8 protein-coding genes and 1 riboswitch are annotated in these 13,335 nt (G+C 53.4%); of the genes, 2 read left to right on the top strand and 6 right to left on the bottom strand.

All coding sequences use genetic code 11. The features are described 5' to 3' along the window. Positions 1-2 precede the first annotated feature (2 nt). The 6 genes from RRB22_02720 to RRB22_02695 all read right to left on the bottom strand — a co-directional run bounded on the left by RRB22_02720 (position 3) and on the right by RRB22_02695 (position 9,143). Positions 3-2,711: a glycosyltransferase gene (locus RRB22_02720; protein MDT8383305.1), complete on the bottom strand. Its 2,709-nt coding sequence runs from the start codon at positions 2,709-2,711 to the stop codon at positions 3-5. Next, a complete protein-coding gene (locus tag RRB22_02715) occupies positions 2,708-4,432 on the bottom strand; it encodes an aminotransferase class III-fold pyridoxal phosphate-dependent enzyme (protein ID MDT8383304.1) in 1,725 nt (574 codons plus the stop codon). Before RRB22_02715 ends, RRB22_02720 begins: the two co-directional genes overlap by 4 nt. A 409-nt stretch (positions 4,433-4,841) precedes the next feature. Then, a complete protein-coding gene (pepA, locus tag RRB22_02710; GenBank protein MDT8383303.1) occupies positions 4,842-5,711 on the bottom strand; it encodes a flocculation-associated PEP-CTERM protein PepA in 870 nt (289 codons plus the stop codon). A 264-nt stretch (positions 5,712-5,975) separates the two neighbouring features. After that, positions 5,976-8,036: a S8 family serine peptidase gene (locus RRB22_02705; protein MDT8383302.1), complete on the bottom strand. Its 2,061-nt coding sequence runs from the start codon at positions 8,034-8,036 to the stop codon at positions 5,976-5,978. Next, positions 8,033-8,647 (bottom strand): hypothetical protein, encoded by a 615-nt coding sequence (locus RRB22_02700; protein MDT8383301.1) that lies wholly within the window; start codon positions 8,645-8,647, stop codon positions 8,033-8,035. Before RRB22_02700 ends, RRB22_02705 begins: the two co-directional genes overlap by 4 nt. Continuing rightward, complete coding sequence (locus tag RRB22_02695; protein MDT8383300.1) at positions 8,622-9,143, bottom strand: archaeosortase/exosortase family protein; 522 nt, start codon at positions 9,141-9,143, stop codon at positions 8,622-8,624. Before RRB22_02695 ends, RRB22_02700 begins: the two co-directional genes overlap by 26 nt. A gap of 240 nt (positions 9,144-9,383) precedes the next feature. On the opposite strand from RRB22_02695, the gene RRB22_02690 reads away from it, so the two are divergent. Next, positions 9,384-11,624, top strand: coding sequence for an Ig-like domain-containing protein (locus RRB22_02690; GenBank protein ID MDT8383299.1), 2,241 nt, complete (start codon positions 9,384-9,386; stop codon positions 11,622-11,624). 631 nt (positions 11,625-12,255) lie between these two features. After that, positions 12,256-12,337, top strand: a riboswitch (cyclic di-GMP riboswitch). Positions 12,338-12,514: 177 nt separating this feature from the next. After that, a complete protein-coding gene (locus RRB22_02685) occupies positions 12,515-13,306 on the top strand; it encodes a VPLPA-CTERM sorting domain-containing protein (GenBank protein ID MDT8383298.1) in 792 nt (263 codons plus the stop codon). Positions 13,307-13,335: the final 29 nt, after the last annotated feature.

The raw sequence follows: 13,335 nt of genomic DNA, 5'->3' as shown, positions 1-13,335 counted from the left end.
GATTACGCGACCGATTGCTGCTCGATTAGTACTGGCGGCATGCCAAGACCCATATCTTGCAGGAATTTCTGCATGATGGGCTCTGCCTGATAATCCTGGGATCTGCGAATAGCCTTTTGGATCATTCCGGCGCGTTTTGGCTCGGATGAGAAGAAGCGAATGATGTGATCGCTCATCTGTTCGATATCGTTTGCCAGATACCCGGACACATCATGTTGAATGATGTCTTTTGGCCCCTTGCAATTATAGGCAACGGCGGGCATGCCATACGTGAATGATTCGAGGATGACATTGCCGAAGGTATCGAACCGTGATGGGAAAACAAAAAGATCGAGTCCCGCATAAAGCTCGGCCAGGTAGTGTTTGTCGACCCAGCCAAGAAAGAGTGCTTCCGGTAAGGCCTGCTTGAGTGCATCTTCAGCAGGCCCGGTGCCTGCAATAACTATTTTCACATCAGGCATTGACTGTTTGACATTGGCGATAATGTCCGGCAAATCGAAGATGCCTTTCTCCTTGCTGATCCTTCCTGCGAAAAGCAGTACAGGCGTATTGGCAATGGCGTCATTGAACAGGTCCGTCTTGTTAACACCAGTAACGCTGTTGTCGCGGGCGGATGTATGGTGGGCGGTTAAGAAAACCCGTTCATCCGCAAGCTGCATATGGTGGCCAACAAGCCAGTCGCGATGTTCGTTATTGAGCACGAAGACACCGGAGTACTGCTTATAGAAGACGCGCAAGGTGCGCCGTATCCGGTCACGCTCATGCAATGTGAGGTCCGTGGTGTCCTTGATGTAATCCAGCCAGTCAGTGTGCATGAAGAAAAAACTAGGCACATTGAACATGTGCTTGATGAACAGTGAAACGAGTGCCATCGGTCCTTCAGTAGAGCACACAATCCGATCGTATCCGCCTTCATAGAACAGGCGTGCAATCTCGAGCAAGTCAGGAATCCGCAGTTCTTGCTCGCCAAAATCCGGTACGGTGAATGAAGTCAGTGGTCGTACAACATGCAGGTGCGGTTCAGGTTGTGCGTCAGGATGACAGATCAAGATATCAACCGGCAGATCCATGCGCTGAATTTCAGCAAGTTTGGCTGACAGGGAGTTGGATACGCCATTTTTGTCCCTTAATGTATCGGTAAGATAAAGGGCGCGTCTTGGGTGTTGGTTTCTGCCAATATAATCAGAGAAGTCATTCAGGAAGCTGCGGTTCTGATACAGCAGCCGGGTGCTGCCAAGAGTCACGCTGGTGAGGATGATGCCGACCAGGACCGGGAAGGAGAGGTTATCAAACAGTTTTGAGACGCTTAGTTCGCTCATGTCCTCCTGCATTGACTTGTTGCCGAAGATCAGTGCCGTCAATTGACTCGGCACCTCAAATTTGCGGGTGATTTCCTCAGTAGAAAAGGACTTTAATCTGTATTTTTCTGATGAATCACCGGATTTCTTAATCCTTTTTATGATCAGCCTATTAAGATCCAGGAACAGATCGTTGACTGCCTGATTGACGGTATCAATAAAGATCTCTGGCGGGCCGTTGCAGCTGACAGCGATTTTTTCCAGTTGGGTAATGCAGAAGCGATAATCCTTGCTGACTTTCCATTTCAACAATTTGTTAGGTTTTTTGCCATGCAGTGCGTTGTGGACGAACTCAAAGAACTTCTGCGTGTTCTTGTGCTTTTTCATTTCCAGAAGAAGATTACTGATCACCAGGCAGGAGACCTTGTCGGATACTTCGCCGCGATGGAACAGGATGCGCAACAGGCCAGGATCCTCGATTTTTGTCGCCACCTGAGAGAAATAGTCCAGCAATGCAATATTCAGTTTTTGATTCTCGGCAACATGCCCAAAGGCCGCGACATTGCCTTCGCGGATGGCCTCAAGCGCCAGTGCGGAGGGCGTTGAATGCTCCAGCCTTTCCTGCAGGTCGGGTATATATAAATAGCTTCCGCACTGGCCGGCAAAGATGCCTGTGTGGCAATCTGAGCCACCGGTCAATATTTTTGGACGGTAGGGATCAACACCATAGTCGGCGGGATCGAGATCGTGCTTTTTTGCGAAGCCCAGGATCTTTTCAGGCGTAAGACCTTCGGCCCAGTTAAGCGTTAATACGCTTTGCCACAGATCCCGTTGACCGTTAAGGACCTCGAATCGCTGAAACATGACAGCCAACTTTTCGAAAAGACTTAGGTCTATCTTGTCGTTCCTGGTGTAGAAATACAGCGGATGGGGCAGGATTACCGGCAGATCATTGACAGCGGTGTAGCGCAGGAAGTCGTAAATATTCTGGCGCTTTTTATTCAGGGTCTTTTCCTGCTGCCGGGTGAAGCCATAGGTGAGTATGTGGACGAACAGGTTGTACTCCGGGAAATGGCAGGTGAATTCTGCTGCCGGCAGTACGTCATACCCCCGTTCCTGCAGCTCCCAGCACGAGCGTGCATTATTATGATTGGTCACCGTGATGACATCGCAATCATTCTGTTTCAGGCATTTGACGAGATTCTGCGTTTTCAGCCAGGTTTCCGGCAGTCTGAGAATTCTTCCCCAGAGTTCGTCAGGAACGTCGCTATTATGATCATGACAATGCAGGTCGACCTTCAGGCAATTCTTCAGGTCATATTTGAGCGTGATCTGTTTTAGATATTCATCAAACTCTGAACGCAAGGAAGTCCGGAATTCACTCATTCGTTCGCTGTATGAAGTGTTGATCATTGCTGTAGGGTCTCCACGGTTGGTGGCCGTGTACAATCCTGTACCTCAATCTCCTTGTGTGGTTTGAATAAGGGGAGGCGTGCGCCAATCATTTCTTTCAGCATCTGCCGCTTGATGGATTTGTTGGTTAGCTCGCGTGATTGCCACCACCAGCCGTCATTTTCCATTTGCCGTGCGGCGCGTATAAACCGTGATTTGACTTCGTTAAAATCGTCGTCGGTGAAATTGAGGCTCATGATGATCCGCCCGGTGCCGACCCAGCTAATCTCAAGGCCCTGTGCGCGGAGGTAAAACTGGAACATCCAGTTGTAACGAGATGGTCTGGAATAGAGAATCGTCCAGATGGAATGAAGATTGACAATGCTCACGGGCAGGGATTCATCTGCCAGCTCTTCATTGAGTTGTTGGGTTCTCGCATTCCACACAATATCTGCTTGTTCGTAGATGCTCATAATCTCCGGCTGGACAATGCGGTGCAGAAATTCATTCATCGAACCCATCACATAGGGGTGAGAATTGAAGGTGCCTCTGGCGAAAGAGATGTTTGCGGGCTGATTATCCTTGTAGCGCTTCATCAAATGGTGTCGGCCACAGACCACGCCAATCGGCAGGCCGCCCCCCAATGTCTTGCCGTACGTTACGATATCTGCCTGTATGTCGAAATATTCCTGCGCCCCTCTGTATCCCAACCGGAAGCCAGTAAACACTTCATCAAAGATGAGCACGATATTCTTTCGTGTGCAGACGTCACGAATCTGGTGTAACCATGCCGTGTAAGTATCACGATCAAAATGGGCAGATCTTGAGCTGTTAATCAGTGTTGCATCGCTGGGAGCGTCAGAATTTGGATGCAGGGCCTGTAGTGGGTTTATCAACACGCAGGCAATATCATTGCGCGTTTCCAGTACTTTGAGAGTGGCCTTGCTGAGGTCGGCAAGGGTGTAAACGTCATTGGTCTTACGTTGATTGCCAATGCCTGGCTGTACGCCATCCCACCATCCATGATATGCGCCACAGAACCTGACCAGGTGTGATTTTCCTGTGTGATAACGTGCAAGTCGCACTGCCTGCATGACTGCTTCGGTGCCCGACATGTGAAATGAGACCTCATCGAGTCCCGAAATGCCTTTCAGCATTTCAGCGTTTTCCTGAATCAGCGGATGGTAGGTACCCAGCACGGGCCCAAGATCCTTTACTTTGGCGAAGCCGGACTCCATGCAGTCCTTGTAAAAATCATAGCCGAAGACGTTGACGCCATAAGAGCCGGTAAGGTCGTAGTTCCAGTTTCCATCGAGGTCCCTGATTCTGACACCGTCAGTTTGCTCGGCGATGGTTCCGGCCTTGAACTCAACGGGCAGGAATTGTCGATACGGGAAGGGCACACGGTAGTTGCTGGTAAAGTTTACATCCGAAATACTGTCTTGCAGGGAGAGGCTTGCAGCCATCGTTCTTGGTGCACGTGATTGCAATCGCAGCCTGAGCCTGTCCATGGCCTGACGACGATTATCTGCGACTTCAGCAGGAGCGGCATCACTACAAAAGAACCGGTCTGCCCCATATCCGAAGTAAGGGACGAGCTTGCTTATCCGGCGTGACCATTTTGCATGACCTCTTAATGAGGGGTGCTTGGCTAGCGATAGTCGTAGGCGGATGTAAATCCTTTGCAATATGAACACAGCCACTATTGCGGCAATGACGTAAATGGTCAGATCGTATTTCATGCGTTATCCGCGCCGGTGTATTTTCGCGAACTCTAGCAATCATAAATGACAGTTTTGTGACGACAGGTGAATCCGGGCGCGGACACCTGTCAGGTGTTAGAGAATGCCACATCATGCCCATCGTGAAGTCACTCTTGTTGACGGGTGTGCACTCGATAGCGAGGAAAGTCGGTGTTTATGTCAGTTTTGTGACATCGCGAAAACAACAATACCAGGCTCTGTACTATTCGCCGAAACCGTATAAGGTGCGTTTCAGAACGGGATTGATGACCGGCAGATTAAAGACGTCGTATATAGTCCATTAGCCCAGGGGCAACAACGTAACATAGATATAGCGTCTCTCGATCTTTTCTGTTCTGCTAATGCTGGGCGGGCGGGCACATCCTTGTGCTGGCTGCGATCAGTGCCATCAGGCTGCAATCAAGCCGTCCTTTTTATCAGATCGCCGGCTAAATCCCATTAAGCCCAGGATGGAAGTGGCGAGCAGTAATAGAGCTGGGGGCAGAGGTACCGCCATCAGATTGAGGTTGCCGTCCGCTTCGAGCAGCAGGTCACCGCTGTTAACCGCATTTCCCTGAACCGATGATACACCGCTGGTGACGCCGAAGGGATTGATGCGCATGGTGAAGATACTGTTGGCGCCGCTGATGGTGCCGGGATCGAACACAGCGGCGTTGTAGTCGAAAGCACCGATGGTGAGATCGATCCCAGTGACGCCAAAACCGGCACCACTGAAGAAGGTTCCGCCACCGCCGGAAACCGTTCCGGTCATAATCACCGTGCCGTCGTTGAATCCGCTGTCGGTACCGAAATTGTGGAGAGTGGCGCCATTACCGTCGAGGAATAGACGGGCATTGCCGCCGGTGACCGCGAAGCTGGCATTGCCGTAGGCGTCGACGGCGGTCACCTGCTGTGTGAATTCGGTCGTTACCGTCAATTCATAGTTATTATTCAGCTTCGGACTGGATACCATGTCGCCCGACAGCATGTGCTGAGTGACAAGTGATTGGTAGTAGCCGCGGTAGGTATCGCCAATCTGGTAGCCGGATCCACTGACTACGTCGGGCTGGATCAATACCACACCACCATTAGAAAAGTCATAGCTGTTAAAGGGGCCGACAATTTCACCGTTTGTCGCGCCGATGACGGAAGTATAATCCGCCGTACCAATCCAGGGCACGGTGAGTGCCGATGCCGACTGGCTGAATCCCATAAGCGCGCCGCAGGCGAGAAGAGCCCCGCCATGGATTAATCCTAAATGTTTAAAGTGTGTGTTCATGATGATTTCCCTATTGTTTAGCAGATTAATCGCACGGCATGTATGCAATTATGGATGCTATAAAACCACTGTATTGTTACGCGTGGATGAAGTATTTATGAAATGATCGAAATTGAGCAGAATATTTTTATGACTATTACTATTACTATTACTATTACTATGACTTGCAGCCTGGTCGAGTGGATGATCCAACAAGGCCAGGCGATAGTATTGCTGTTAGTGATGGGCAAGGTATGGGCTAATTGGACATTGGCATTAAAGCCGCTATCTGCGGTTACAAGTGCTCGCCAGGCCGCCGGCTGTAGTTAGTAAACCGGCGAAGACTAGCATCGCCCATGGCGGCAGCAACGGCACATCGGCATTGATGGTATCGATGGTATCGGCCAATGTCGGGTTGCTGCCGGACCGGTATTCGTCGAGGTTGCTGATGAGATCACCATCCAGATCGCCTGCCGCATCCGTGGGATCGAAGGGATTGAGTCCGTGGATCGATTCCCACGCATCGGGCATCGAGTCATTGTCATCATCGTCATCACAGATGTCACCAGAGCCGTCGCCGTCAAAATCCACCTGGTCGCTATTGCTCAGCTCTGGGCAGTTGTCGAGTGCGTCGATGATTCCGTCACCGTCGTTATCCAGGTAGTTCCATGCCAGTTGAACTGTCCCGGACGCGGCGGCATAGCCGTCGATGGCGATAAGATACGTTGTTCCCGCCTGAGCCGTGAAAGTCACTGCACTGGTGACGTTGACGGAATCGTTATCATTCTGCGCGACAAGCGCCAGCGCGTTGAGCATGTCCCCGGAATAAACGGCCAGCAGGGTATCAAAGCTGCTGCCAGCAGTGGATATCGCCAGTGGCCCGGTGAGGGTGGCCGTCCATTGCCACCATAGTGATTTTCCGCCGGTATTGCCGGCATGACTGGGCTCGTTGGTCTCCCTGGAAGCGTTGTGGTTATCGCCATAGACCATGCCTGCATCGCCCGATAAAGCGACGGGAGAGGCAAAATCATCATTGACCGCGCCCAATGCGGCCAGCAGATCGAGGCGAGGCATTGACAGTCCGTTGCGGGAATCGGTAACGGCAACACCAGTAGAGGTCAGTCGCAGGATGGCGGCATCTACGGTATCGGCAGGATAGGCCGAGCGTAACACCGCCATTGCTCCGCTCACATGCGGCGCGGCTTGTGAGGTGCCTGCAGCAGTGGTGCCACTGGCGGTGATCAGCGCGCCTGGCGCGAGCAGGGTGAGGAAATTTGCACTGTTGGAAAAACAGGTCACTCTGTCGGCGGCGGTCGTCGCATCCGTACAAAATCCATAAGCGAGGCCACCGACGTTAGCATCGTATACGGCGCCTACCGAAACCGCCTCCGGAGTACAGGCCGGCATGCCGATGCTAGTAGTCGAGGCGTCGTTACCGGAGGAAGCTGTGGTGATTATGCCGGCGGATTTGGCATTTATAATGGGCGTGCGAAATGGATTTTGTGCCCGGATCGAGCAGGGTGCTGTGTACAGGCCGCCGCCAAGGCTCATATTGATGGCAACGATGTTGTAGGTCGCCTGATTGGCGATGGACCAGTCGATGGCCGCGAGGATATCGATACTGTCTGCGGATGTGCCATTAAAGACATCGAGTGCGGCTATTTTCGCATCAGGCGCGATACCGGCGACGATACCGGCAACATTGCTGCCGTGGCCATTGTCGTCGCGTGACCCGTCATCCGGCGCAAAGTCCTGTGCATGGACTATCGTGCAGTCAGAGGGTACACCGGGAGCGGAACACGCACCAAAATTAGCGAGTGTGTAATTCACGCCAGTGTCCAGGACGGCAATAGTAGTGCCTGTACCGGCTTGATTTAGCGTGGCGGCCTGCGGTTGCCGCACCAGTGATGCGCTCTGCGTCAGATGCATCTGCAACCTGATGTCTTCGTGCACGGCCAAGACTTGAGGGTGTCGAGCAAGGGCATCCAGCTCGTCCATCGTAGCGATTGAGGCCGCAAACATGGGCAAGTGTCCGTAATCCTTGAGTAACAACAGGCGGCGCGGCCGCAAGGCATTGAACAGGTCGTCTTTTAGTATTCGGTATTGCTGCGCCTTGAAGGAGGTGATGGCGGCATCATCATGCGGCAGGCGGCGCGACCGACGCTGGGCTGCCGCCTGGCTCTCAATGGTATCCGCCTCGAGTTCGACGATGACATGGACCGGCTCGTTGCGCTGCAAGCGCTCAATAAGAGCAGTGGAGGATTTGCCGCCGGGCTGGGAGACTGCACTGTGCGCCGGAGTCGAGACCAACAACACAGTCAGAGTTAACAGAAGTGTGCTTTTCATAATGTGGGATAGTCTGTAGATGGTTTTACCTGAGCCAGTGAAATGATGGCCAGGGCGGCGCCAATACCCAGTGCGATGCGGCCACCACCATTGAGAAAGTTCATCCAGGCTACCCAGGGGGAGGGCGCGCCATGCATGCTTTGCGCGGTGGACAACATGAGGCCGTCGAGCGAGCCGATCAGAACCAGGGGAACATCCAGCATCACCACCACAATCCCGAACGGGATGCTGATCAGCGCCATCGCCACACAGTGTCTGCGCAGCAGGAGGCAGGCCGTGGTTACCAGTGACAGCATCAACACCAGCGGTTGCAGCAAGTGGCCGGCCAGCGTTGAGCTTTCTATGGGAATCCCGGCAGGGAGCAACTGTTGGCCGAACATATGTGGATTGAGGGTGCGGACATTGGCAAGAATCGAGTCTTCCAGGCCCATGCGCACAAGGTGCAGATCGTGGATGGCGAATTGCGGGGCCAGCAGCGAAATTTCCCAGCGCAGCAGCGGCAACAGGATTTCGACAATCGCGCGTGAGGTGACCACGGCCGCACCAAGCCACAGCAGGGATGATGCGATAAACAGCAGAACGATCCTAGTGAGTGTGATCCGGTCCGGCATGTGATATCCAGTAGAGGAAGAACAGCATTGCAACAGTGACAACCGCGAGCGGGGCAATATAGCCGTGCAGTGCCTCGAAAAGCGAATGATCGATACGCAGGCTGTAATACAGAGAAACGATACGCAGTTGATTTGCCGTATACACCAGCAGACTTCCTGCCACGATTCCCAGCAGCTTGCGCCGCCAACCCATGCGCAAGGCGAATAGCGCTGCACCAAGCAACAGAATGACCTCCGTACCCTCGCAACCGTTTAGGACCGACATACGAACATGCCTGGACACCAGGCGATGTCCCTGGGCGCTGACACCTTCATCAGGTGTAATCCAGGAGATGATCAGTGCGCTTGGCATTACCGTCATATCGTTAATCAGAAAATGCGCAGCCTGGGTGTCACGGGCACCCTGATAGATGGCCTGCATCACAAGGAACAGGCCAAAAAACAGGCTGGTGTAGACAGCGAGATTTCGGCCTAAGCCGGTAGCTTGATAACTCATCGTGATGGCCTGGTGATCATTGCGTTATTAGTAACACGGCCATGTTGCGTAGAAATGTCACGGTTTACAGATAGGCTTATGTCGCCCTGTCACTAATCCTTCACATATCCTTCATGTTTGTCCTTTAGACTGCCGGGTTTTCGAGCGGTATGCAGGAATTCTTTCGCTCGATGGGTGCGTCCGGTGGGCGTGATCCGCCAGTCCAGGGGGGGTATGGTTCGTTATATCTTGTTGATTGTAATGCTTATGCTTGGCGCTACGGTGCGGGCAGAGGTGCTGTTTGCGACAGACAATAATTACCCGCTATCCGCGCCAAACGATGTCGCCGTCAGCCAGGACGGCCTACACGTCTATGTCGCGAGACTGCTGAGCAATACCATTGAGGTACTGTCGCGCAATACAGTGATGGGTGATCTCACCCCTGTCGAGACCATAACCGGCGATCCGGGCCTGATGAACCCCTTGAGAATCAAGCAAAGCCCCGATGGACAATTTGTGTATGTCATTAGCCACGGCAGTAATGTATCCGAGCCGGATTCGCTACTGGTATATCGGCGCGGTACTGATGGCAAACTGACGTATATTGAGGCGGCGCAGAACGGCAGCGGTGGTATCGCCGATATGTCAAAGCCTTCGGACATGGCGTTTTCTCCGTCGGGCGATCAACTCTATGTGCGTGCCGCCGACAGCGGCAGTCTGCTGATCTTTAGCCGCAATATTTCGACAGGGCAGTTGATCCTGCTTCAAGCCCTGCGCGATAGTGATGCGGGAATCGACGGCCTGGGTGGCGTGGGAATGCTGGCGGTAAGCGCGGATGGCTTTGTCTATACCACCAGCATCACCGACAACAGTGTGGCGGTCTTCAGGCGCGATGCAGGCAGCGGTCAGTTGAGTTTGGTGAAAACGTATATTGATGCCATTGACGGCATCAGCGGTCTGCTCGGGGCATGGAGTGTCGCCCTGGCACCAGACGATAAACACCTGTACCTGGCCGGCGGCAGCAGCAATACAGTGGTGCTGTTTGCGCGTGATAGCGTCACGGGTGAGCTGCTGCTCCAGTCGGTCTACCAGCAAGGCGACGCCAATTTAACCGGTGATCTTTCAAGGAGTTTTGACGGGCTGCAAGGCCCCATCGACCTGAAGGTGAGTCCGGATGGGCAGCGTGTCTATGTCAACGGCAGCGAGGATAATGGGGGCCAGGTACACACTCTCGCCCTGATGCGGCGCGACCTGTCTGACGGCAGCCTGAGTTTCATGCAAGTACTTCGTTCCAGCGGCATCGCACCGATTGATGGCCTTGCGGGTGTGCCGCGGTTTGCGCTGTCGCCGGATGGCCGTTTTCTCTACAGCGCAGCCACCAAAGACGACAAGATTGGCGTATTCGAACATTTAACCACCGACCTTGGTATTGTCGCCGTGGGCGAGTCCGACCCCGTCGACCTGGGAAGCACCTTCAGCTATACCATCACGGTGACGAATCATAGCGCATTCGTTACCCATGGCGTGGCGGTAACGGACACCCTGCCGGCAGAAGTCGGCTTTGTCAGCGTGGACGATGCAAGCTGCGCGCACTACATGGGCATTGTGAAATGTGAGCTTGGCACCCTGGCCGGTGGTGCGCGCAAAGAAATCAGAATTCAGGTTACGGCGCCACTGACTGAGGCTCTGCTGCAGAATCATGCCGTCGTATTTTCAGAATACAACGATATCAATCCCGCCGATAATCAGGATCAGGAAAGCACAACGGTACGCGCGCCCAATACGCCGCCTGTAGCGGTGGATGATGTATTCGAATCGCCTCCCGGAGAAACCGCTGTGCTGGATATCCTGGCCAATGATGAAGATCAGGATGGCGACGCGCTCACCATCCTGTCGGTCACGGTTCCGGAATCCATGCAGGGGACGGTAAGCATCAACGCCGGATCGCAAGTCACCTATACGCCCCCCGCCAGTCTAAACGGCGTGCACTACACGGGGACGGAGACCTTCAGCTATCGCGTTCAGGACAGTAATGGCGCAGAAGATGAAGGCCAGGTGACTATCGTTGTCAATACTCCCCCGGTGGCGAGCGACGATGCAGTCACGGTGGTGCAGGGAATTCCGGTAACGATATGGGTGCTGATAAACGACAGCGACCCGGATGGCAACACCATACAGATTGACTCTGTTGATAGCTCAATGCTCACCAGTGGCAGCGTGCAGGTCAATGGCGACGGCACCATCACCTACACCTCAGGCGAGAGCTTCATCGGCACAGAAATATTCAGCTACGCACTGCGAGACGCCCATGGCGCAGAAGCGCAAGCCAATGTCACCATAGCGGTGCAGGCCATTACTGACAATGGCGGCGGCACTGTCGATACCGGGACGACGGCTACGGACAAGAAAGGCGGCGGTGGTGCGATAAGCAATGTATTTATATTCCTGCTGTTAACGCTGTCAGCTATTCGGTTTTTTCGCAAGGCGCCCCAAAACACCTGAAATAAGAGCTCTTCACCTTGCGCGCGCATGAGCGGCGCAGCAGATTGGTAAACGAGTTGAACCGCTAGTAAGCCATCACAACACTTCAGCATCCATCCATAAACCTCGCTGCATAAATTCTTCCTTCTGTCTCTCCGTCTGTCTCACCTGCCTATCTCACCTATCTGACTCGACTGCCTGCCGAGCCATTTTATAGTAGTTTCAATATGTAGTTATGTAGTGCGGCATACCGCTGTCCTATCAACTTTGCAGTAGGGTGGGCTGCGCCCACTCTACAAAACTGCCACTCCATGGTTGGCTAGTGACGAGCAATGACAATATCTATATATGGTTATCTGCAAATCTTTCGGTATCGCATGGCTGGCTAAAATGTCTCCACCACCCAGCGAAACATACGACAAACGTAATACAAACCGCGCACGTCGCGGGTTTTTTATTTGTCGGTTTCACAAATGCTTCATGGGAGCGTAACAAAGTAATGGTCTTATACGCGCCTGTGCAACGCGCTGGGAATGACAGGCGAGACCGAAAAAAGTTCATCTAACTGTCAAACCACTGAAATGATTGGCGCGTACAAATGCACAGACTGAATCGTGATTCTCTTATGAGACACACGATTCAGGTTATGGGTAGCTGCAAATGCCACACCCGTCGCGAGGCGGGGTCGGAAAACTACGGGTCTTTGTGATTGTAAAGACAGCCGGGTTGCCAGCAAGTTCACGGCAACCGGGCTGTCTTTTTTTTGGCTGTTGTAAATGGGGCTGTGAATGGGCGGATGCATGAGCGAGGCATCGGCCCTGGCAGGATAGGGAGGACAAGCGGTCATCCATGGACGGGTAACGGAAACAATAACCTTGTTGTTTACTTTATATAATTATGGAGAGTCAAGAATGAAAACGAAGATGAAAATGAAGGCCGTCGCGGCTGCCCTGGCCCTTGTGGCCGCCGGCACTGCGAATGCCGCAATTGATACGACAGCTACCGGTAACGGCGAGCTGTTTTTCAGCATCCGCGACAATACCAACCTGACGTCCTACGTGATGGACACGAACGTCAGCCTGGACACCTTTCTGGCGAACGTGAACGTCAGCCAAAGCTGGGCGGCCGATGCCACGCTGACGAGCTATCTGTCCACGGGTTCCGGAAACTACAGCTGGGCGGTGATGGCGGGTGACTCAATTGGCGCCGGTGCCGCAGGTGGTCTGCGGTATTTGTCGACAGCGGCAACGGGCATGGCCGGCACTTGGGCCACAGAGAAGAACGTGGGTATGCTTGGTTATAGCATCATGGACACCAGCTATTTGACCGGCGCCAACGCCGCCATTGCCGTGGGCGCCACCGGCAACTCCGCGACCTTCGCCAATGGCGATGCCGGTTATTTCGGCACGGCCATGGATAGCTGGTTCAACAACTCGCCCATGAATGCCGCCTCCGCCGGTCTTGGCGGTGAACAGTCGTTCTACTACGCGACCAACACCGGAAGCACAGCCGCATTTGCCACCAAGAACCAGACGATTGCCGTGAGCGAACTGATCGGTACCTGGACGCTGGACTCCTTGAGTGGCGACCTGAACTATGTCGCTACGCCGATTCCGGCCGCGGTGTGGTTGCTGGGTAGTGCCATGGTGGGTCTGGTGGGTGTCGCCCGTCGTCGGGAAGAAGATCAGATTATCACTGCGTAAACCTTTATCAATTTCTTATTGGAGAACAT

Source organism: Gammaproteobacteria bacterium (assembly GCA_032250735.1).
In the GTDB taxonomy this organism is placed as follows: domain Bacteria; phylum Pseudomonadota; class Gammaproteobacteria; order SZUA-152; family SZUA-152; genus SZUA-152.
The sequence above is the reverse complement of the archived record's forward strand: the minus strand, read 5'-3'. Positions and strand labels throughout refer to the sequence as shown.